Annotated in this window: 19 protein-coding genes; 9 read left to right on the plus strand and 10 right to left on the minus strand. The window is 72.1% G+C overall.

Features of this window, described 5'->3' with window-relative positions; all coding sequences use genetic code 11:
- Positions 1–164: 164 nt before the first annotated feature.
- From ureE to ureG, 3 genes are read left to right on the plus strand one after another with little or no spacing between them, the layout of a single operon-like run.
- Positions 165–698, plus strand: coding sequence for an urease accessory protein UreE (ureE, locus tag IE246_RS13500; RefSeq protein WP_189990401.1), 534 nt, complete (start codon positions 165–167; stop codon positions 696–698).
- The gene (locus tag IE246_RS13505; RefSeq protein WP_229837067.1) at positions 682–1,383 is read left to right on the plus strand and encodes an urease accessory protein UreF; all 702 of its coding nucleotides are present in this window, start codon (positions 682–684) and stop codon (positions 1,381–1,383) included. Before ureE ends, IE246_RS13505 begins: the two co-directional genes overlap by 17 nt.
- 14 nt (positions 1,384–1,397) lie before the next feature.
- Positions 1,398–2,027 carry an urease accessory protein UreG gene (gene ureG, locus IE246_RS13510; RefSeq protein WP_229837069.1) on the plus strand — a complete coding sequence of 210 codons (630 nt, stop codon included), beginning with the start codon at positions 1,398–1,400 and terminating at the stop codon, positions 2,025–2,027.
- Positions 2,028–2,105: 78 nt separating this feature from the next.
- On the opposite strand, the gene IE246_RS13515 is transcribed toward ureG, so the two are convergent.
- Positions 2,106–2,930: a hormone-sensitive lipase gene (locus IE246_RS13515; protein WP_189990404.1), complete on the minus strand. Its 825-nt coding sequence runs from the start codon at positions 2,928–2,930 to the stop codon at positions 2,106–2,108.
- Between the two features lie 114 nt (positions 2,931–3,044).
- Between IE246_RS13515 and kynU the strand changes: the two genes are divergently transcribed.
- Together kynU and kynA are read left to right on the plus strand one after the other, a co-directional pair.
- Positions 3,045–4,238: a kynureninase gene (kynU, locus tag IE246_RS13520; protein ID WP_189990406.1), complete on the plus strand. Its 1,194-nt coding sequence runs from the start codon at positions 3,045–3,047 to the stop codon at positions 4,236–4,238.
- A complete protein-coding gene (gene kynA, locus IE246_RS13525; protein WP_229837083.1) occupies positions 4,235–5,071 on the plus strand; it encodes a tryptophan 2,3-dioxygenase in 837 nt (278 codons plus the stop codon). Before kynU ends, kynA begins: the two co-directional genes overlap by 4 nt.
- 252 nt (positions 5,072–5,323) lie before the next feature.
- Here kynA and IE246_RS13530 read toward each other — a convergent pair whose 3' ends face one another.
- Together IE246_RS13530 and IE246_RS13535 are read right to left on the minus strand one after the other, a co-directional pair.
- A complete protein-coding gene (locus IE246_RS13530) occupies positions 5,324–5,755 on the minus strand; it encodes a CBS domain-containing protein (RefSeq protein WP_189990408.1) in 432 nt (143 codons plus the stop codon).
- A 46-nt stretch (positions 5,756–5,801) separates the two neighbouring features.
- Complete coding sequence (locus tag IE246_RS13535) at positions 5,802–7,004, minus strand: MFS transporter (RefSeq protein WP_189990411.1); 1,203 nt, start codon at positions 7,002–7,004, stop codon at positions 5,802–5,804.
- Positions 7,005–7,185: 181 nt separating this feature from the next.
- Between IE246_RS13535 and IE246_RS13540 the strand changes: the two genes are divergently transcribed.
- Entirely contained in the window at positions 7,186–8,163 is a 978-nt protein-coding gene (locus IE246_RS13540) for a glutathione S-transferase family protein (protein WP_189990412.1), read from the plus strand.
- A 16-nt stretch (positions 8,164–8,179) separates the two neighbouring features.
- Here the strand turns inward: IE246_RS13540 and IE246_RS13545 are convergent, their stop codons facing one another.
- Positions 8,180–8,530 (minus strand): RidA family protein, encoded by a 351-nt coding sequence (locus IE246_RS13545; RefSeq protein ID WP_189990414.1) that lies wholly within the window; start codon positions 8,528–8,530, stop codon positions 8,180–8,182.
- 51 nt (positions 8,531–8,581) lie between these two features.
- Positions 8,582–9,643, minus strand: a complete 1,062-nt coding sequence (locus tag IE246_RS13550; RefSeq protein WP_189990417.1) for an asparaginase domain-containing protein — start codon at positions 9,641–9,643, stop codon at positions 8,582–8,584.
- A 133-nt stretch (positions 9,644–9,776) separates the two neighbouring features.
- Here IE246_RS13550 and IE246_RS13555 point away from each other — a divergent pair, with 133 nt between their 5' ends.
- Entirely contained in the window at positions 9,777–11,015 is a 1,239-nt protein-coding gene (locus IE246_RS13555; RefSeq protein ID WP_189990420.1) for a CaiB/BaiF CoA transferase family protein, read from the plus strand.
- Positions 11,015–11,827 carry an enoyl-CoA hydratase/isomerase family protein gene (locus IE246_RS13560; RefSeq protein WP_189990422.1) on the plus strand — a complete coding sequence of 271 codons (813 nt, stop codon included), beginning with the start codon at positions 11,015–11,017 and terminating at the stop codon, positions 11,825–11,827. The genes IE246_RS13555 and IE246_RS13560 overlap by 1 nt, the downstream gene beginning before the upstream one ends.
- Before the next feature lie 152 nt (positions 11,828–11,979).
- Here IE246_RS13560 and IE246_RS13565 read toward each other — a convergent pair whose 3' ends face one another.
- The 4 genes from IE246_RS13565 to IE246_RS13580 all read right to left on the minus strand — a co-directional run bounded on the left by IE246_RS13565 (position 11,980) and on the right by IE246_RS13580 (position 17,734).
- Positions 11,980–12,468 (minus strand): c-type cytochrome, encoded by a 489-nt coding sequence (locus IE246_RS13565; protein ID WP_229837091.1) that lies wholly within the window; start codon positions 12,466–12,468, stop codon positions 11,980–11,982.
- 13 nt (positions 12,469–12,481) lie between these two features.
- A complete protein-coding gene (locus IE246_RS13570) occupies positions 12,482–14,827 on the minus strand; it encodes a copper-transporting P-type ATPase (RefSeq protein WP_268245275.1) in 2,346 nt (781 codons plus the stop codon).
- A 124-nt stretch (positions 14,828–14,951) separates the two neighbouring features.
- A complete protein-coding gene (locus IE246_RS13575) occupies positions 14,952–17,039 on the minus strand; it encodes a 2Fe-2S iron-sulfur cluster-binding protein (RefSeq protein ID WP_189990424.1) in 2,088 nt (695 codons plus the stop codon).
- Positions 17,040–17,083: 44 nt separating this feature from the next.
- Entirely contained in the window at positions 17,084–17,734 is a 651-nt protein-coding gene (locus IE246_RS13580; RefSeq protein ID WP_229837093.1) for a glutathione S-transferase family protein, read from the minus strand.
- A gap of 119 nt (positions 17,735–17,853) precedes the next feature.
- Here IE246_RS13580 and IE246_RS13585 point away from each other — a divergent pair, with 119 nt between their 5' ends.
- Positions 17,854–18,759, plus strand: coding sequence for a LysR family transcriptional regulator (locus IE246_RS13585; RefSeq protein WP_189990426.1), 906 nt, complete (start codon positions 17,854–17,856; stop codon positions 18,757–18,759).
- A 24-nt stretch (positions 18,760–18,783) separates the two neighbouring features.
- On the opposite strand, the gene IE246_RS13590 is transcribed toward IE246_RS13585, so the two are convergent.
- Positions 18,784–20,379: a Na/Pi cotransporter family protein gene (locus tag IE246_RS13590; RefSeq protein WP_189990428.1), complete on the minus strand. Its 1,596-nt coding sequence runs from the start codon at positions 20,377–20,379 to the stop codon at positions 18,784–18,786.
- Between the last annotated feature and the right edge of the window lie 78 nt (positions 20,380–20,457).

The following is a 20,457-nucleotide window of genomic DNA, read 5'->3' on the forward strand; positions in this document are numbered from 1 at the left end:
GCGGCGGGTGAATCCCGGAGCCGGCTGCTGTCGCAGCCCCTCCGGGATGACGGCCAAAAAGGATCTGCTCTGAAACTCCCAACCTCTCGTCATCCCGGAGGGGCCGCGCGAGCGGCCGGCTCCGGGACCCACGGAGCGACGTGCGTCAGCATCGGAGTCGCCAGATGAAGCGCGCCATCGAGCACGTCGCCGCCGGGCGCTGGCCGGCCGGCGAGAGTTCGGACGCCGTCACCCTGGACTATGACGCCCGGTTCCGGCGCCGCATGGTTCTGCACTGCGACAGCGGCCGCGAGGTGCTGCTGGACCTGCCGAAGGCGGTGGCGATGGCCGACGGCGACGGCCTGCGGCTGGAGGATGGCGGCTGGCTGGCGGTCAGGGCGAAGCCGGAGCCGCTGGTCGAGATCCGCGCCGCCGACGCCCACGCGCTCGCCCGGCTGGCCTGGCATCTCGGCAACCGGCACCTGGCGACCGAGATCGCCGACGGCATGCTGCGGATTCGGCCGGACCACGTGATCGAGGCGATGCTGGAAGGTCTGGGTGCACGGCTGACCCGGGTCGAGCGGGCGTTCCAGCCCGAGGGCGGGGCCTACGGCGACCACGCCGGCCACCACCATCACGACGATGGGGACGCCCACGGGGGTCATACGCATGGCGGCCACGGCGGCCGGATCCACCATCACCATGACCACCACCACTGACCCGGCCGCCCTGCTGAAGCTGGCGGCCTGGCTGTCGCCGTCCTTCCCGGTCGGGGCGTTCGCCTATTCGACCGGGCTGGAATGGGCGGTCGAGGCCGGGCTGGTCGAGCGCCGGGCCGGGCTGGAGGCGTGGCTGCGCACGGTGATCGCGACCGGCCCGCCGCGTCAGGACGCGGTGCTGGTGGCCCGCTCCTGGCGCGCGGTGACGACCGGCGACGACGGCGCGCTGGTCGAGACCGCTGAGCTGGCGTCGGCACTGAAGGGCACCGCCGAGCTGGCGCAGGAGACGATCGTGCAGGGCGGCGCCTACCTTCGTACCGTCTCCGCCGCCTGGCCGAGCCCGCGGCTGGACGCGGTGGCGCGGACGCTCGCCGGGGTCGGCATCGAGCCGGCGCTGCCGGTGGCGGTCGGGGCGGCCTCGGCGGCGCACGGCGTGGCGCTCGGGCCGACGCTTTCGCTGTTCCTGCATGCGGTCGCCGCCAACCAGGTGTCGGCCGCGATCCGGCTGTCGGTGATCGGCCAGACCGACGGCCAGCGGGTGACGGCGGCGCTGGAGCCGGTCATCCTGGCGGTGGCCGCGATGGCCGAGGCGGCCGACCCGGACGACCTCGGCGCCGCCGCCCCGATGCTCGACTGGTGCTCCATGCGCCATGAGACCCAGCACACCAGACTGTTCCGGTCCTGAGAGGCAACACGACCATGAGCGAAGCAGTGCAGATGGAGGCCACCGGTCCACTGCGGGTGGGTATCGGCGGGCCGGTCGGCTCCGGCAAGACCGCGCTGGTCGAGGCGCTGTGCAAGCACATGCGCGCCGATCACGAACTGGTGGTGGTCACCAACGACATCTACACCGACGAGGACCGCCGCATCCTGGTGCGCGCCGGCGCGCTGCCGGAGGAGCGGATCATGGGGGTGGAGACCGGCGGTTGCCCGCACACCGCGATCCGCGAGGACGCCTCGATCAACCTGGCGGCGGTCGCGCGCATGCAGGCGATGTTCCCCGAGGCGGAGATCTGCTTCATCGAGAGCGGCGGCGACAACCTGGCCGCCACCTTCAGCCCGGAGCTGGCCGACATCACCATCTACGTGATCGACGTGGCGGCCGGCGAGAAGATCCCGCGCAAGGGCGGTCCCGGCATCACCCGCTCGGACCTGCTGGTGATCAACAAGATCGACCTGGCCCCGTTGGTCGGCGCCGACCTCTCGGTCATGGACGCCGACGCCAGGCGGATGCGCGGCGACCGGCCGTTCATCTTCACCAACCTGAAGGCGGGCAAGGGCGTCGCCGAGATTGCCGGCTTCATCTGCAAGGCCGGCGGGATCCAGTAGCGATCGTCGCCCTGTGACCGGTCGTTCGGGGCCCCTCGGTGTGCCAGCCATCGGCGGGCCACGAAGTGCCGGCCGACATCACGCTTCGTCGTCGACCCACGCCCCGACCAGGGCCGAGGCCGGATCGGCGAGATCCGCGATGACGTCGAAGTGGTGGCGGCCGGGGGCCTCGAACGCCTGCGTCCGCGCCCCCAGGCCGGTCCAGATATTGGCCAGCAGGGCGTTCTGGCGCCGGAACTCCGGGCGCTCGGCCCCTCCGACCCAGCAGCACAGCGACAGGCGGTCGAGCGGAGTGCCCAGCGCGGCGCTCTCGGCTGCCGCCTCGGCCGCGTCCATCCGCAGGGTCTCGTTCATCCTGGTACGCAGCAGCGGCCGCAAATCGTGCAGGCCGCTGATCGACACCACCCGGGCCAACCGGCCGCGCAACGGCGCCGTCAGGGGCCCATCCTGGCAGGCCATGCGGGTGACCAGGTGGCCGCCGGCCGAGTGCCCCGACAGCACCAGCGGCCCGGCGACCCGCTCGGCGGCCGCGGCGACCGCCCGGCCGACCTGCAGGGTGATCCCGGCGATCCGCGCCTCCGGGCACAGGGTGTAGCTCGGCAGCGCCACCGCCCAGCCGCGGGCCACCGCGCCGGCCGCCAGATGCGACCAGCTCGACTTGTCGAACGCCATCCAGTAGCCGCCGTGCACGAACACCGCGAGGCCCCTGGGCTCGCCCTCCGGGCGGAACAGGTCGAAGCGCTCGCGCGGGGCGGGGCCGTAGGGCAGGTCGATTTCGGCCCGGCCGGCGTCGGTCATGGCCTGCCGGAACGCCGCCGCCGACGCCGTCCAGCGCGGCGGGTAGTCGCCCGCCCCGGGGATGTGCGCGCCGTTGGCGTAGGCGTCGTCCCAATCCTGTATCATGCTCTACCCTCCGGCCGGAACGGTCCCCGTCCGAGATATTTTAAGCTTGAAGTTTTTTCGGCGCACCCGGATGTTCGTCACACCCTCGGCGGTTGCAGGGAGGTCGACCGGACCATGACCGATTTCACGAAGACCCGCGAACTGTTCCACATGCCCGACGGGCTGATCTACCTCGACGGCAACTCGCTCGGCCCGCTGCCCAAGGCGGCGCAGGCCCGGGTGGCCCGGATGATGACCGAGGAATGGGGCGAGCGGCTGATCCGGGGCTGGAACGACTGCGGCTGGATGGCGCAGCCGACCCGGGTCGGCGACCGGATCGGCCGGCTGATCGGCGCGCCGGCCGGGACGGTGACCACCGGCGACACCCTGTCGATCAAGGTCTACCAGGCGCTGGCGGGGGCTCTCGAAATGCGGCCGGACCGCAAGGTGGTGCTGTCCGACACCGGCAACTTCCCGACCGACCTGTACATGGCGTCCGGCCTGCTCGACACAATCGGCCGCGGGTACGAGCTGAAGCTGGTCGAGCCGGAGGCGGTCGAGGACGCGATCGACGACAGTGTCGCGGTGCTGCTGCTGACCGAGGTCGACTACCGCACCGGCCGACTGCACGACATGGCCGGGCTGACGGCGAAGGCTCACGCCGCCGGGGCGCTGACGGTATGGGACCTGGCGCACTCGGCCGGCGCCCTGCCGGTCGACCTGGCCGGCGCCGGCGCCGACTTCGCGGCCGGCTGCACCTACAAGTACCTGAACGGAGGGCCCGGGGCGCCGGCCTTCATCTATGTGGCGCCGGAGCATGCCGATGCCGCCCGGCCGGCGCTGTCCGGCTGGCTCGGCCACGAGGCCCCGTTCGCGTTCGACCTGGACTACCGCGCCGGGGCGAAGATCGAGCGCATGCGGGTCGGCACCCCGCCGGTGATCGCGCTCGCCGCCCTGGAGGCCGCGCTCGACGCCTGGGACGAGGTCGACATGGCGGACGTGCGCCGGGCCTCGATCGCGCTCGGCGACCTGTTCATCGCCGAGGTCGAGCGCCGCTGCCCGGGCCTCGAACTCGGCAGCCCGCGCGACGGCAACGCCCGCGGCAGCCAGGTGTCGTTCCTGTTCGACGAGGGCTACGCCGTCATGCAGGCGCTGATCGCCCGCGGCGTGATCGGCGACTTCCGGGCGCCGAAGACCATGCGCTTCGGCTTCACCCCGCTGTACATCGGCGAATCCGAGGTGCTGGCGGCGGCGGAGATCCTGGAGCGGGTGATCGCCGGCCGGCTGTGGGACCGGCCGGAGTACAGGACCCGGAGCGCGGTGACGTGAGCGAGCCCTACGATCCATCCGTCGAAGGGGCGGAGATGTCGTTCGACGGGCGCATGTCCTACGGCGACTACCTGCAGCTCGACCGGATCCTCGGCGCCCAGACCCGGCTGTCGACCGCCCACGACGAGATGCTGTTCATCATCCAGCATCAGACCTCGGAGCTGTGGATGCGGCTGGCGATCCACGAGATCGCGGCGGCCCGCGCGGCGATCGCCGCCGACGAGTTGCAGCCGGCCTTCAAGATGCTGACCCGGGTGGCGCGGATCTTCGAGCAGCTCAACGGCGCCTGGGATGTGCTGCGCACCATGACGCCGAGCGAGTACACCCGGTTCCGCGAAGCGCTGGGGCAGTCCTCCGGCTTCCAGTCGTTCCAGTACCGCGAGATCGAGTACATGCTCGGCAACCGCAACCGTGCCATGCTGCGGCCGCACGCCCACCGCCCGGAGGTGCACGCCCGGCTGACCGCGGAGCTGGCGCGGCCGAGCCTGTACGACGAGGCGCTGCGCTGCGTCGCGCGCGCCGGCATCGCGGTTCCGGAGGCGGTACTGAGCCGCGACGTCGGCGCGACCCATCGGGCGGACGACGGCGTGATCGAGGCCTGGCGCGCCGTCTACGCCGACCCGGCCGGGCACTGGGAGCTCTACGAACTGGCCGAGAAGCTGGTCGATCTCGAGGACTATTTCCGGCGCTGGCGGTTCAACCACGTGACCACCGTCGAGCGGGTGATCGGCTTCAAGCGCGGCACCGGCGGCACCGGCGGCGTCAGCTACCTGCGCCGCATGCTGGAGGTCGTGCTGTTCCCCGAACTGTGGCAGGTCCGCACGGCGCTGTGAGCAATTCGGCGGTTCGTGGTTTCCGGCTCTCCGCGGCGCCGCCGCTCCGGCCGGAATGACGTCAGGAATGGCAAGCGGCCCGCCCCGGCGCGGCGGGCGATGTCACACTTTCTGCCGTCATTCCGGACGAACGCGCCGCCCGCGGCGCGGTCGAGCCGGAACCCACCCGCGGCTACGGCGTCGGCCCACTCTTCTGCCGTCATCCCGGGCAAGCGCAGCGCGACCCGGGACCCACGCAGCGACGGGCCGGCCTCACACCACGCCGCTGCTCGACAGCGCCAGGATGTCGTCCTCCAGCTTGCCGGTCACCGCGGCGTACAGGTCGCGGATCGACACGATCGCCACCAGCCTGCCGTCCTCGACCACCGGCAGGTGGCGATAGCCGCCGTCGGCCATGTGCTCCAGGGCCTTCAGGATCGGCCAGTCCGGGGTGGCGGTGGTCGGGGCGGCGGTCATCACCTGCCCGATGGTGGTGTCATGCGGGTCCAGGTCGCGGTCGACCACCCGGCACATCACGTCGCGTTCGGTGAAGATGCCGGCCAGCGTGCCGTCGGCGTCGACCACCGGCACCGCGCCGATGTGGCGCTTGGTCATCAGGTGGACGACCGCACGCACGCTGTCGCCCGGGTGGACCGTCACCAGCGATTGCCGGCTGACGGCGTCGGGGATGATGGTCTGGGGCATGTCTCCCTCTCTTTCCGGGTCGTCGCCCGGTCGATGAAACGCTTGGTCAGGCCGCCTCGCGGGCGACCCGGGGGGCGGGCAGCACGACCGCGCCGGCGACCGCCACCAGGGCGGCGAACACCAGGAAGCCGGTGGCGTAGCCGTGACCGAGCGCCAGCAGCAGGCCGAAGCTGCCGGGGCCCGTGGCCAGGCCGATGAAGGTGACGAACGACACCGCCCCGGTGGCGGTCGCGGCGTTGCGGATGCCGGCGGCCCGCACGACCTCGGCGAACAGCAGGCCGTTCCAGCTCATCGCGACGCTGCCGAGGATCGCCGCGCCCAGCAGCACCATGGCGGTCGGCCAGCCGGGCGACAGGGTGGCGGCGCCGGCCAGCGCGGCCGCCATGGCGAACCCCAGCAGGCTCAGCACCAGCCGCGGCCGTCCGCTCGCCATCGCGAGGCCGCCGAGCAGGAAGCGGTTGGCGAGACCGGCGGTCTGCGCCGCCGCGAACGCCAGGCCGGCGACCACCAGGGTCAGCCCCGCGACCTCGTGCATGTAGGCCACCAGGTAGACGACCAGCGAGAGCTGAGCGCTGGCGAACACGATGGCCGCGAAGCTCAGGCGTCGCAGTTCCGGGTTGTCGCGGATCATCGCCAGCGGCTCGACCAGCCCGCGCCGGCCCGGCTTGTGGAACTTCGTCGAGCCGGGATCCAGCACGGGACGCCAGCGCTCCAGGGCCAGGGCGAGCCCGGCGGCCAGAACCGCCCAGGCGATCAGCGTACCGGTCCAGTCGCCGAGCAGCACCAGGCCGGGCACCACAAGCCCGGTCGCGAGCCGGCCGATGGTCATGCCGGACTGGCCCAGCGACATGGCGAGCGACAACTCGCGGCTGTGGGCGTGGCGGGCGATCAGCTGGCTGCCGGCCGGCACCGACAGGCCGAGGGCGACGCCGTAGCCGAGGGCCGACAGCAGCATCGCCGGCGGCCAGCCGGTCGCGAACAGCAGTGCCGCCGACCCGGCGGCCAGCAGGCAGGCCTGGGCGCCGCGAATCGCACCGTGACGCAGCACCAGCGTCCCGGCGCGCAGCGACACCAGCATCGCGACCGCGTAGCACAACGCCACGAACGGGCCGAGCCAGCCGACTTCGACGCCCAGGCTGCGGGCGATGCTCGGCGCGGCCACCTGGATCGACGCCATGGTCAGCGCCACCGCCATCTGCACGGCGGTCGCGATCAGCACGGGCGGCGTGGCGTCGCGCGACAGTCGCATGCACGGAACCTCCCCGGTTCCCGACCGACTGCCATGGTACCGTCTGCGGGGCTCCGAGGGAATCGCGCGGAAGATCGTCCACCGGACGGAAACGGCCCGTTGCCCCGGGGGCCCCTGGCAATCCCGGCGGCCGCGGCCACCTGTTCGGGGCAGGACCGCAAGACTGAACCGGAGATGACGAATGGGACTGCTGATCGACGGCGTCTGGCACGCCCGCGGATACGATACCAAGTCGAAGGGCGGCCGGTTCGAGCGCCGGGAGTCGGCGTTCCGCAACTGGGTCACCGCCGACGGGGCGCCGGGCCCGACCGGCGAGGGCGGGTTCAAGGCCGAGCCCGGGCGCTATCACCTTTACGTCTCGCTGGCCTGCCCGTGGGCGCACCGCACGCTGATCGTGCGGGCGCTGAAGCGGCTGGAGGACGCGGTCTCGGTGTCGGTCGTGCACTGGCACATGGGCGAGGACGGCTGGAACTTCGCCGAGGGGCCGGGCGTGGTGCCCGACCCGATCCACCGGGCCGACCTGCTGCGCGAGGTCTACCTGGCGGCCGACCCGCGCTACACCGGCCGGGTCACCGTTCCGGTGCTGTGGGACCGCGAGACCGCAACCATCGTCTCGAACGAGTCGTCCGAGATCATCCGGATGCTGAATACGGCGTTCGACGGCGTCGGCGCCGCCCCCGGCGACTTCTACCCGGCGGCGCACCGCGACGAGATCGACCGGGTCAACACAAGGGTCTACGACACCGTCAACAACGGGGTCTACAAGGCCGGGTTCGCGACCTCGCAGACGGCCTACGAGGAGGCGGTCGGCCCGCTGTTCGACAGCCTGGACTGGCTTGAGGAGCGGCTGTCCGGCCGGCGCTGGCTGGTCGGCGGCACCATGACCGAGGCCGACATCCGGCTGTTCACCACCCTGGTCCGGTTCGACCCGGTCTATGTCGGGCACTTCAAGTGCAACATCCGCCGGCTGGCCGACTATCCGGCGCTGTCGGCCTACACCCGCGACGTCTACCAGACCCCGGGCGTCGCCGGGACCGTCGACCTCGACCACATCAAGCGGCACTACTACGGCAGCCACCGCAGCATCAACCCGACCGGGATCGTCCCGGCCGGGCCGGACATCGACTACGCCGCCCCGCACGGGCGGGACGGGCTTTAGGCAAGAATGGCCGGACTCAGCCTGCCTTGGCGGCGATCGCGACCACCTCGATCAGGCAGCCGTCCAGATCGGAGACGCCGATGGTCGCGCGCGCCGGCACCTGGGCGGGGCTGAGCCATTCCTTCCAGACCGCGTTCATCGCCGGCTTCAGCTTCATGTCGGTGATGTAGATCGTGACCGACAGCAGGTGGCTCTTGTCGGAGCCGTTGGCCGCCAGAAGGGCGTCGATCTGCTCGGTGATCGACCGGGTCTGGCCGGCCATGTCGGCGGTCGTGTCCTCGCCGGTGACGCCGGCGAGGTAGAGGATGCCGTCCTTCTCGACCACCTCGTGGAGGATGTCGGCATAGGGGGCGCTGCGCTTGATCATGGTCGGTCTCCGATCGGGGGGATGAGTCGGGGCGGACGGCCCCGGGGTGGGTCAGTTCAGCGCGTCCCACACCGCGGTCGCGGCGGCGTCGGCGGCGACGCCGGCGCGCAGCAGCAGGGTGAGCAGCAGGCGGGCCTTCAGCGGCGACAGCCGGCCGGCCGAGATCACGCCGCGCCGCGCCAGGTCGATCTCGGAGCCGAGCCGCTCGTAGGTCGACTTCAGCAGGTAGCCGGACTGGATGCGCGCCGCCATCACCACCGGCATGCGCTTCGCCAGCCGCTCGACGTCCTCGACCACCCAGGCCGGCGAATGGCCGCCGCCCATGCCGCCCAGCACCACGCCGGCATAGCCGAGATGCGCCGGGTCGTCGGCCAGCGCCGCCAGCAGGCCACCGGATTCGCCGAGGCCGAGGGTCAGCAGCGCCACGCTGTCGGGCTCGTCCAACGTGCCGTCGGACCAGGCCGCCGGCCTGCGGTGGCCGGTGACGGCGTCGAACGCCCGCTTGTGGTCGCGGTTCGGGGTGCCGATCAGCCGCACCCGGTCCTCCACCAGCACGCCGACCGGGCCGGCGACCATGCTGTGGAAGGCGTCGATCCGGTGCGGGCTGGCCTTGGCCACGTCGATGGCGGCGTGGATGGTGTCGAGCAGCACCACCAGCACGCCGAGCTCGGTCGAGCGCCGCCGGACCTGCGGGTCGGCCACGGTCATCGCCGCCGCCAGCAGGTTGCCGGGGCCGTCGTGCGAGACCGACAGCGGGTTGCGCATGGCCCCGGTGACCACCACCGGGACCCGGCCGTCGAGCACGAGGTCCAGCAGGAAGGCCGATTCCTCCATGGTGTCGGTGCCCTGGGTGACGATCGCGCCGTCGATCGCGTCGGCCGCGGCCAGCTCCTCGATCCGCTTGGCCACCGCCAGCACGTCGTCGACCCGCAGGTCCGAGCTGCCGACCGTCTTGACGGTCTCGGCGGTGACCGTGGCGATCCGGTCGAGGCCGGGGACCGCCGCCACCAGGTCGGCGGCGGTCAGGCCCGGTTTCACGCCGCCCTCGTCGCCCTTGACCATGGCGATGGTGCCGCCCAGGGCGAGCACGGCGATTCTCGGCTTGTCGGTCATCGGGGACTCCTGCGCCACGGCCTTGACGCGGCCGGGCGGTCGTTGTGGGATCAGGGCAAGCGATACACCGCCCGCCCGGGCGGTGCCAAGACGTCGCCGTCAGCGACGCATCCCCATTGTCGAGGAGGAAGCCATGGCCGCCCGTGCATTCGGCCCGCTGCAGGGCATGACCGTCATCGAGCTCTGCCACCACATGGCCGGCCCGACCTGCGGCCTGATGCTGGCCGACATGGGCGCCGACGTGATCAAGGTCGAGAAGATCCAGGGCGGCGACGACACCCGCCGCACGATCCCGCCCGAGATCAACGGCGAGAGCGCGTCGTTCATGATGATGAACCGCAACAAGCGCGGCGTCGTGCTCGACCTGAAGTCGGAGGCCGGCGCCGCCGCCCTGCGCAAGCTGGTCGCCAAGGCCGACGTGCTGACCGAGAACTTCCGGCCCGGCGTGCTGGAGCGGCTCGGTCTCGGCTACGAGGACCTCAAGAAGATCAACCCGGGCCTGATCTACGCCTCGATCTCCGGCTTCGGCCTGACCGGCCCGTACGCTTCGCGCGGCGGCTTCGACCTGGTCGCCCAGGGCATGAGCGGGCTGATGAGCGTGACCGGCGAGCGGCCGGACGGCCCGCCGGTCAAGGTCGGCCCGCCGGTCTGCGACATCACCGCCGGCCTGCTGCTGGCGATGGGCATCTGCGCCGCCTACTCGCACCGCCTGAAGACCGGCGAGGGCCAGCGTCTCGACACCTCGCTGATGGAGGCCGGCATCACGCTGACCTACTGGCAGTCGGCGATCGCCTTCGCCACCGGCACCGCACCGCGCGCCATGGGCTCGGCCCACCCGCTGAGCGCGCCGTACCAGGCGGTCGAGTGTTCGGACGGCTACATCAACATCGCCGCCAACACCGCGCGGTTCTGGGAGAAGATGTGCACCATGATCGGTGCGCCGGAGCTGTTCGAGGACCCGCGCTTCAAGACCAACGGCGACCGCATGGCCAACCTGAAGGTGCTGGAGGCCGAGCTGAACGCCCGCTTCCGCACCGACACCTGCGCCAACTGGCTGGCCAAGTTCGAGGCCGAGGGCATCCCGGCCGGGCCGATCTTCGACATCCTGGAGATGCACAGGGACCCGCAGACCCTGGCCCGCGAGATGGTGCCGACCGTCGAGCACCCGAAGGCCGGCCCGGTCCAGACCATCGGCCTGCCGATCAAGTTCTGGAGCACGCCGGGCAAGGTCGCAACGCCGGCGCCGCTGTTCGGCCAGCACACCGCCGAGGTGCTCGCCGAGCTCGGCTACGGCGAATCCGAGATCGAAGCCATGGGGGCGGCCGAGGCCGTGCACCTGGGAGACAACGCCAGCCGGGAGGCAGCCGAGTAATGGGTGACGTGAAGGGTAGCTCCGAGATCTCCGGGACCGAGGACCTGCTGGTCCACGTCGAGGACCGGATCGCCACGGTCACCATCAACCGGGCGGCCAAGCACAACGCCATGAACCTCGAGGTGTTCGGGGCGCTCGGCAAGGTGTTCACCGCTCTCGACGCCGATCCGGAGCTGCGCTGCGTGGTGATCCGCGGCGCCGGCGGCAAGGCGTTCTCGGCCGGCGCCGACATCTCGGAGTTCGAGTCGGTCCGCAAGGACAAGGCGGCGGCCAAGAAATACGCCGAGACGTCGCTGCCGTCGTCGGACGCGGTGGTGAAGTGCCGGCACCCGGTGATCGCGCTGATCGAGGGGCTGTGCGTCGGCGGCGGGTTCGGGTTGGCGGCGCTGTGCGACCTCAGGATCTGCGGCGAGAGCAGCCGGTTCGGGGTGCCGGTCAAGCGGCTCGGGCTGGTCGAGTCGATGGAGGAGCTGGAGTTCCAGGTGAAGAAGTACGGCGCCAACGCCATGCTGCAGATCCTGCTGGTCGGCGACCTGCTGAACGCCCAGGACGCGCTGCGCTACGGCATCGTCAACAAGGTGGTGCCGGACGATCAGGTCGAGGCCGCGGCCTTCGAGTGGGCCGCCAAGGTCGCCGAGGGCGCGCCGCTGACCGCGCGCTGGCACAAGCAGTTCGTCTACCGGCTGATGGAGCCGGCGCCGCTGTCCGAGGCCGAGAAGGACATGGGCTACGACGCCTTCGACACCGAGGACTTCCAGCGCGGCTACAAGGCGTTCCTGGCCAAGGGGAAGCCGAGCTTCGTCGGGCGGTAGGGCCGGCGCGGACCCGTCGCGTCGTGGGTCCCGGATGCGTCTCGCCGCAGGCGATCCGCTCCGGGATGAGGACAATGGGTGTCTGCCTTCAAATCCTCATCCCGGCCGCAGCGGCGAAGCCGCGGAGAGCCGGGACCCACGGGGCGTCGGGATCAGTTCTGCCGGGCCTGCTCGTTGATGCGGTCGTGGCGCTGGCGGATGTCGGCCGGCCAGGTGCTCTTGATGTAGGACAGCGCGGCGATGATCTGGTCGTCGCTCAGGGTTTCGTCGTAGGCCGGCATGTCCGACTTGTAGGCCGGGTCGCCGATCATCCGGGCCGGGCCGTACTTGGTGAGCGCGAACAGCACGCTGTCCGGGTGGTGCCAGGTGTGCCCGGTCGGGTCGTGCGGCGGCGCCGGCAGCTTGCCGTCTGGGCCGCGGGCCTGCCAGTTCGGCTGGCCCTGCAGGTCCGCGCCGTGGCAGCTCGCGCACTGGTCGGCGTACACCCCACGCCCTTCGGCCACCACCGCCGGGTCGTCCGGGGCCAGCGCGATGCCTGCCGCCGGTTCCTGCGTCGGGGCGGACAGGAACACCGCGAGGCCGCCGGCCAGGGCGAGCCCCGAGGCTGCGATCAGCACGATCCGGGCGCGCGACAGAGGCACGTGTCGACTCCTCTCAGAGCTTCGAGCTGCGCAGGCGCAGCGCGTTGCCGACCACCGACACCGAACTCAGGCTCATGGCAGCGGCGGCGATTATCGGGCTGAGCAGCACCCCGAGGAAGGGGTACAGCACCCCGGCCGCGATCGGCACGCCCAGTGCATTGTAGACGAACGCGAAGAACAGGTTCTGCCGGATGTTGCGCATGGTCGCGCGGCTGAGGTGCCGGGCCCGGGCGATGCCGCGCAGGTCGCCGCGCACCAGGGTCACGCCGGCGCTCTCGATCGCCACGTCGGTGCCCTTGCCCATGGCGATGCCGACATCGGCGCGGGCCAGTGCCGGCGCGTCGTTGACGCCGTCCCCGGCCATCGCCACCACGGCCCCCTCCTTCTGCAGGCGGGCGACGATGTCGGCCTTGTCCTGCGGCTGGACCTCGGCCTCGACCTCGTCGATCCCCAGCGCCCGGGCCACCGCCTCGGCGGTCGGTCGGGCGTCGCCGGTCAGCATGACCACCCGGATGCCGTCGCGCCGCAGGGTCTCGACGGCGTCCCGCGTGGTCTCCTTGATCGGATCGGCGACCGCGACCACGCCGGCGGCTCTGCCGTCGACGGCGACGAACATGGCGGTGGCGCCTTCGCGGCGCTGGGCCCCGGCCGTGTCGGTCAGCGCGTCGATCGCCACGCCCTGCTCGCTCATCAGGCGCTCGTTGCCGAAGGCGACGGCATGGCCGTCCACGGTGCCGGTGACGCCGCGCCCGGCGTGCATGTCGAAGGCAGCGGCCTCGGGGATGGCGACGCCGCGGTCGCGGGCGCCCGACAGGATCGCCTCGGCCAGCGGGTGCTCGCTGCCGCGCTCCAGCCCGGCGACCAGGCGCAGCACCTCCGCCTCCTCGAAACCGTCGACCGCCGTCACCGTCTTCAGCTTCGGCCGGCCCTCGGTCAGGGTGCCGGTCTTGTCGCAGACCAGGGTGTCGACCTTTTCCAGCCGCTCCAGCGCCTCGGCGTTGCGGATCAGCACGCCCATCTGGGCGCCGCGGCCGGTGCCGACCATGATCGACATCGGGGTGGCGAGGCCGAGCGCGCACGGGCAGGCGATGATCAGCACCGAGACCGCGGCGACCAGGGCGTGCGCCAGCGCCGGTTCCGGACCCCAGGCCGCCCATACGACGAAGGCGACGACCGCGATCACCACCACGGCCGGCACGAACCAACCGGCGACCATGTCGGCCAGCCCCTGGATCGGCGCCCGCGAGCGCTGGGCGTCGGCGACCATGTCGACGATCCGCGACAGCATGGTGTCGCGGCCGACCTTCTCGGCGGCCATCACGAACGAGCCGCGGCCGTTCAGGGTGCCGCCGACCACCTTGTCGCCGGCCTGCTTCTCGACCGGCACCGGCTCGCCGGTCACCATGGATTCGTCGATCGAGCTGCTGCCGTCGATGACCGAGCCGTCGACCGGGACCCGTTCGCCCGGCCGCACCCGCAGCCGGTCGCCGACCTGCAGGATGTCGATCGAAACCTCCTCGTCGTCGCCGTCGTCCTTGACCCGGCGGGCGGTCCGCGGCGCCAGCTCGAGCAGCGCCTTGATCGCACCGCTGGTCCGCTCGCGCGCCCGCAGCTCGAGCACCTGGCCGACCAGGACCAGGAACACGATGACGGCGGCGGTCTCGAAATACAGCCCGATCGTGCCGTGCTCGCCGCGCAGGCTCTCCGGGAAGATCCCGGGGGCCACCAGGGCGGCGAGGCTGTACAGGTAGGCGGCGCCGGTGCCGAGCGCGATCAGCGTGAACATGTTGGGGCTGCGCACCCGCACCGACACCCAGGCGCGCTCGAAGAACGGCCAGCCGGCCCACAGGATCGCCGGGGTCGACAGGATCGCCTGGGCCCAGCGTGCCCACGGCGTCTCCAGCACCCCCATCAGCGCCGGAACCATCCCGCCCATGGCCAGTGCCAGCACCGGAACGGTCAGCACGCCGCCGATGATCATCCGGCGGGTCATGTCGACCAGCTCCGGGCTCGGGCCCTCGTCGGCGGTCACCGTCATCGGCTCCAGCGCCATGCCGCAGATCGGGCAGGAGCCGGGCTCGTCGCGGACGATCTCCGGGTGCATCGGGCAGGTGTACCGGGTCCTGGTGGCGCCGCGCGGGTCCGCCGGTTCCAGCGCCATGCCGCATTTCGGGCAGCTTCCCGGCTCGGGGCTCCAGACCCCGGCGCACATCGTGCAGATGTAGCCGCCGCGCCTGCGCTCCTCCTCCGACACCTCGCGGTTGGCGTGGTGATGATGGTGGTGCTGATGTCCGCCCTGGTCGTGAGAGTGGCCGTGGGATTGCTCGTGACCGTGCTGGTGGTGCTGGTGGTCGGACATGGTCGCCTCCTCCGTCGCCGGACGGTTCCGCTCGGCCCTAGTTGGGGCTTCCAGCGACCGGAAGGTCAACCACCGATGGTCCGGCGTGCCGGATCCGGCAGCGTGCGCCCGGCGGCGGGCCGCCCTACAGCTCGACCGAGACCGTCGGCCCGGTCGGCAGGGCCTGGCACAGCAGGACCCGGCCGGCTGCCGGTACGGCGGCGGGCGCTTGCAGGTACCGGACCGACCCGCCGCTCAGGGCGGCGGCGCAGCTGCCGCAGCTGCCGGCCCGGCAGCTCGCGGGGGCGTCGATGCCGTGCGCCTCGGCGAGGTCGAGCAGGGAGCCCGATTGCGGGGTCCAGGTCGCGGTCACGCCGGAGGTCCGGAAGGTGACCTCGGAGCGCTCGACCGATGGTCCGGCAGGGGATGCCCCGGCCGGCCCGAACGCCTCGCTGCGGATCCGGTCCGGCCGCACGCCGAGGCCGGCGAGCGCGTCCCGCATGTCGGCCATGAACCCGGCCGGCCCGCAGAGATAGACGTCGGTATCGCCGGACGGCAGCAGCGCGCCCAGCGCCGAGCGGTCGATCCGCCCGGTACCGTCGAAATCGCGCCCGGGCACGTCCTGCGGCCGCGGTGCCGTGTAGCGGACATGGACCGTCAGGTGCTCGGGATGCCGGCCGGTCATCTCCCGCAGGTGGTCGCGGAACGGGTGCTCGCCACCGTGGCGCGCGGCGTGGACGAACCAGACCCGGCGGTGCGGCGACCGCCGCCGGCCCTCCGGCCCGCCGAGCAGGTGGTTCAGCATGGCGATCATCGGGGTGACGCCGATCCCGGCCGACAGCAGCAGCACCGGCCGGCGGCTGTCGGTGTCGAGCACGAAGCCGCCGGCCGGGCGGGCGGCGCGCAGCCCGTCGCCCTCACGCAGGCCGTCGTGCAGCCAGCGGCTGGCCAGCCCGTCGGCCTCGCGCTTCACGGTGATGCGATAGCCGCGGCCGTCCGGCGCGTCGGACAGGGTGTAGGTACGGCGGACCGGGCGCGGCTCGCCCGGAATGTCGAGGGCGATCGGCAGGAACTGGCCGGGCCGGTACGGGGCGACGCCGTTGCCGTCGGCCGGCTCCAGGTGGAACGACCGGGCGGTCGCGCTCTCGTCGACGATCCGGGCGATGCGGAACGGCCGGTCACGGCGGCTGCTGTCGGCGGCCAGCGCACGCTCCGCCTCCGCCCAGGTGCCGGTGGCGTCGAGCTGCGGGGCCGGCTCGGCTGCGCTCCAGCGCAGCGGGACGGCGCGTTCGATCCGCCGGCTCTCGCGCAGCCGGAACCGCAGCAGCCGCTCGGCGCCGGCGAAGGCGGCGACCTCGCGGCCGTCCCACACCACCTCGGCCTCGCCCGACAGCATCAGCGCGTCGCCGGTCTCGAAGTCGACGAACAGCAGGCCGGCAGCCGGGTTCAGGGCGATGTTGCCCAGGGTGTTGAAGAAGAAGTTGCCGAGGAAGTCCGGCACGGTCAGCACGGTGACGCCGCCCTCCTTGGCGATGCGAACGAAGCCCGGCCGGCCGCCGCGGTGCGAGACGTCGACGCCGCGCACCGGGTCGCCGGTCCGTGCGCCGGGCGCCGCGGAGGCGATGAAGAAGGTGTCGGCCCGCTCCACCAGTTCCCGGCTCCGGTCGTCCAGCAGCGTCCCGCCGTGGTGCACCGGGCGGGGGGCGGCGACCCCCTCCGGTTCGGCGACGAACCGGGGCGTGCGGGCCTGGATGTATTGCGGGCAGTTGCCGAAGCTCTGGCTGACCCGCACCGTCACGGTACCGTCGGCGACCGCCTCGACGATCCCGTTCATGCGGTTGCGCCGCCGGGTTTCCGGCTGCAGGCCGAGCAGCCCGACCGGTACGCCGACTGCCTGCGCCCCGGCCGCCAGCGCCTCGCCGAGTGGGTCGCCGAACGCCGGGACGGCTCGGATCGTCAGGGTCTGGGGATCGGGCGAGTCCAGGAAGCCGGGCCGGCCGGTCAGGATCGAGGCCCAGGGGCGGTCGTCGCGGTCCAGGCTGCCGACCACCAGGAACGGCAGCTCGGCGAAGAACGCTCGGTGCTGGTCCGGCATGTAGTCGCGGATCGCATGGCGCAGGAACCTGTCGGCCCGGGCGCGCACGCCGGCGCGTTCCTGCAGCGCGATCTCGCCTTCGTGGATCGGGGCGTCCGGCCCGGGCCAGCCGGGCAGGGGGGCGGTGGCCTTGGTCATTCCTGTTCTCTCCTGTCCGTGCCCCGATCGGCGCGTGGCGGTGCCTAGGCGGCCAGGCCGACGGCGGTGCGCGGCATCGCCACGAAGCCGGGCAGCGCCTCGATCCGGGCCAGCCAGGCGCGCAGGTTCGGATACGGCTCCAGCGAAATGCCGCCCTCGGGCGCGTGCGCGGTGTAGGAGTAGTGGGCGATGTCGGCGATGGTCGGCGTGTCGCCGGCCAGGAACGGCTTAGCCGCCAGCTCGTCGTCGACGATCCGGAACAGGGTGTCGGCGATGCCGTGGGCCTTCGCCATGTCGATCTCGCGCTTGAACACGTTGGCGACCCGGGCGGTCGCCGGACCCTCGGCCAGCTGGCGGGCGGCCGCCGACAGCCAGCGCTGGATGCGGCCGGCGATCGCCGGGTCGTCCGGGTACCAGCGGCCGGTCGTGTCGTACTTGCGGCAGAGATAGACCAGGATCGCGTTGCTGTCGGCGAGCGTCAGGTCGCCGTCCTCGATCACCGGAAGCTGCCCGAAGGCGTTGCGCGCCAGGAACTCGGGCGAGCGCGACCCGGTCGGCCCGAACCCGGTGTCGACCGGCTCGACCGGTAACCCGAGCAGGGACAACATCAGTTCGACCCGGTGGCAGTGGCCGGACAGGACGTGGCGGTACAGGCGGATCGGCTGGCCAGGCATCGGGTGGCTGGTCATGGGCATCGGTGTTCTCCCTGGAGCGGGCCGTGTGGACGGCGGGACGCTGGCAAGGTAGGTATTGCAGACTGGATCAAGAATAATTGCAGAGTGAAATCCACAATTCCGCCAGAGAGAATTATCGGATGGACCGGCTGGACGGCATCAGGGTTTTCGTGGCGGTCGCCGAGGCGGGCGGATTCGCGGCCGCCGCCCGGTCGCTGCGGATGTCGCCGCCGGCGGTGACCCGGGCGGTGGCGGCGCTGGAGGAGCGCATCGGCGCCCGTCTTCTGCACCGGACCACCCGCACCGTCCGGTTGACCGAGGCCGGCGCCCGCTACCTGGCGGACGCCAAGCGGATCCTGGCCGAGCTCGACGAGGCCGAGGCCACGGCCGCCGGCGCCCATGCCGAGCCGCGCGGCCTGCTGACGGTCACCGCACCGCTGCTGTTCGGCAGGATGCACGTGGCGCCGGTGGTGCTGGACTTCCTGGCGCGCTACCCGGAGGTCTCCGCCCGGACCCTGTTCGCCGACCGCGTGGTGGACCTGCTGGACGAGGGCGTCGACGTGGCGGTGCGGATCGCCGAGCTGCCGGACAGCACGCTGAGCGCGGTGCGGGTCGGCCAGGTCCGGCGGGTGGTGTGCGCGGCGCCCGGCTATCTGGCCGGCCGCGGCGCGCCGTCGGTTCCGCGCGACCTGGAGAGCCACGACTGCATCGGCTTCCAGGCCGGCGCGACCCCGGCGCCCTGGCTGTTCCCCGGGCGCTCCGGCGACGGCATCGAGACCGTGCGGCCGCCGATGCGGCTGCTGGTCAACAACGCCGACGTGGCGGTGGCGGTGGCGGTCGCCGGGCGCGGCGTGACCCGGGTGCTGTCGTACCAGGCGGCCGAGGCGGTGCGCGAGGGCCGGCTGGTGGTGCTGCTGGCCGAGCACGAGCCGCCGCCGATCCCGGTGCACCTCGTCCACCTGGAGGGACGGCGGGCGGCGGCCCGGGTGCGCGCCTTCGTCGAGTTCGCGGCCGAGCGGCTGCGGGCGGTGCTCGGAGCGATCTAGCGGGAGGTCGGCCAGCGGGCCGTCTCAGTCGGTGGCGACGACCGCCTCGTACCGCCCGAGGTCGCCGAGCAGCCAGATCAGCCGCTCGGCGTGGTTGGCGGCCGCCAGCAGGCGCAGCCGCTCGTCCGGCTCCAGGTTCCGGTCCTCGGCCAGGTAGGCCGACCGGACGCCGCGGATCCCGTTGCCCTCGTCCGAGGTCATGGCGGCGAGCATCGCGCGGTCGGCCGGATCGTGGCTCTGCAGCACGTCGCCCAGGGTCAGCACGATGGTGTCGAGGCCCTCGACGATCGCGGCCGAGAACCGGCGGCCGACTTCGGTGGACACCAGGGTGCGCTGTTCGCGGGCGATGCCGGACAGGGTGGCGGCGGCGGCCTCCAGCGAGTGCTGGAAGCTGAGCAGGGCGTTCAGCCGCTCGTAGGAGTCCTCGCTCAGGCGGCGGCCGGCGCCGAGGTCGTCGAGGGTCTCGCGGACCGTGCCACCGAGGATCCCGAAGGCTTCCTGGATCTGCCCGAAGGCGGCGGCAGGCCGGCCGGGCCGCAGGGCGTCGAACATCCGCGACAGGTACTGCACCAGCCGGGCCTGCTCGAGCGCCACCAGGTCCATGCCGGTGTCGGGGTCGTCGGCGGCGTGCTCGTGCAGGTATTTCGGGCGCGAAGCGACCTCGACCTCGGTATCCGGCCACAGCCGCTGCAGCAGGGCGGTGGCCGGGGTCAGCAGCGGCAGCAGGATGGCGCCGGGTATCAGGTTGAACAGGATGAACGCCGCTGCGATCTGGCCGCCGACGTCGTCGGTGATCATCCGGATCGCGGCCAGCATCAGCGGCGCGTCGAACCAGAGCTCGACGTAGAACAGCGGCACCAGCAGGGCGGCCCCGGCGATGTTGTAGAAGGTCTGGAACATCGCGATCTGCCGGGCCTGACCCTTCAGGCCGACCGACAGCAGCAGGGTCAGCAGGGACGAGCCGGCGTTGGCGCCGTACACGATCATCACCGACTCGCCGAGCCCGAAGATACCGGAGTGCTCGAAGGCGAGCACCACGGCCATCACCGCGATCGAGGACTGGACCACGAAGCTGAGGGCGCAGCCGATGACGAAGCCGAGCAGGTAGGAACCACGGGTCCAGGACAGCAGGTCGGCGAACCAGGCCTCGTCGGCCAGCGGGGCGACGCTGCCGTTCATCACGTCCAACCCGAAGAACAGCATGGCGACGCCGAACAGGGCGCCGACCAGCGAGGCCGCCGTGCTTCGGCTGTCGGCCTTGTACAGAACGCCGGCCACGCCGATCAGGCAGAGCACCGCCAGCTTGATGTCGACCACCAGGATCAGGACGATCAGCGCGCCCACGATGTTGACGCCGACGATCATCGGCATCGCCTGGCGGACTGCCATCATCCCGGAGCGCATCATGCTGACGATGATGAACATCGTCGCCGCCCCGCTCTGGGTCACGGCGATGAACGCACCGCCCCACAGGACGCCCATCAGCGTCGATCGGGTGTAGCGGGCGACCAGGGTGCGAAGGCGGCGGCCACTGAGTCGCTTGAGATTCTCGGTGAGCAGCTGCAGGCCGCCGAAGAACAGGCCGAGCCCGGCGAGCAGCCAGGCGGTAGTCGATATCAAGAGTCCCCCTGTCGTGCGTTCCTATGCCTCGACGCCGCGGCGTCGTTCGGAACGATAGCGGGATTCGGGGTGGCGATG

This window comes from Thalassobaculum fulvum, from assembly GCF_014652915.1.
GTDB classification, from domain to species: domain Bacteria; phylum Pseudomonadota; class Alphaproteobacteria; order Thalassobaculales; family Thalassobaculaceae; genus Thalassobaculum_A; species Thalassobaculum_A fulvum.

Excerpts from the sequence above, each read along its gene's own strand:
- IE246_RS13530 (WP_189990408.1), bottom strand. The coding sequence starts at position 5,755 with ATGCCCCAGACCATCATCCCCGACGCCGTCAGCCGGCAATCGCTGGTG.
- IE246_RS13515 (WP_189990404.1), bottom strand. The coding sequence starts at position 2,930 with ATGATACAGGATTGGGACGACGCCTACGCCAACGGCGCGCACATCCCC.
- IE246_RS13535 (WP_189990411.1), bottom strand. The coding sequence starts at position 7,004 with ATGCGACTGTCGCGCGACGCCACGCCGCCCGTGCTGATCGCGACCGCC.
- IE246_RS13560 (WP_189990422.1), top strand. The coding sequence starts at position 11,015 with ATGGGTGACGTGAAGGGTAGCTCCGAGATCTCCGGGACCGAGGACCTG.
- IE246_RS13550 (WP_189990417.1), bottom strand. The coding sequence starts at position 9,643 with ATGACCGACAAGCCGAGAATCGCCGTGCTCGCCCTGGGCGGCACCATC.
- IE246_RS13505 (WP_229837067.1), top strand. The coding sequence starts at position 682 with ATGACCACCACCACTGACCCGGCCGCCCTGCTGAAGCTGGCGGCCTGG.
- IE246_RS13555 (WP_189990420.1), top strand. The coding sequence starts at position 9,777 with ATGGCCGCCCGTGCATTCGGCCCGCTGCAGGGCATGACCGTCATCGAG.
- IE246_RS13585 (WP_189990426.1), top strand. The coding sequence starts at position 17,854 with ATGGACCGGCTGGACGGCATCAGGGTTTTCGTGGCGGTCGCCGAGGCG.
- ureE (WP_189990401.1), top strand. The coding sequence starts at position 165 with ATGAAGCGCGCCATCGAGCACGTCGCCGCCGGGCGCTGGCCGGCCGGC.
- IE246_RS13575 (WP_189990424.1), bottom strand. The coding sequence starts at position 17,039 with ATGACCAAGGCCACCGCCCCCCTGCCCGGCTGGCCCGGGCCGGACGCC.
- IE246_RS13570 (WP_268245275.1), bottom strand. The coding sequence starts at position 14,827 with ATGTCCGACCACCAGCACCACCAGCACGGTCACGAGCAATCCCACGGC.
- ureG (WP_229837069.1), top strand. The coding sequence starts at position 1,398 with ATGAGCGAAGCAGTGCAGATGGAGGCCACCGGTCCACTGCGGGTGGGT.
- IE246_RS13545 (WP_189990414.1), bottom strand. The coding sequence starts at position 8,530 with ATGATCAAGCGCAGCGCCCCCTATGCCGACATCCTCCACGAGGTGGTC.
- IE246_RS13580 (WP_229837093.1), bottom strand. The coding sequence starts at position 17,734 with ATGCCCATGACCAGCCACCCGATGCCTGGCCAGCCGATCCGCCTGTAC.
- IE246_RS13540 (WP_189990412.1), top strand. The coding sequence starts at position 7,186 with ATGGGACTGCTGATCGACGGCGTCTGGCACGCCCGCGGATACGATACC.
- kynU (WP_189990406.1), top strand. The coding sequence starts at position 3,045 with ATGACCGATTTCACGAAGACCCGCGAACTGTTCCACATGCCCGACGGG.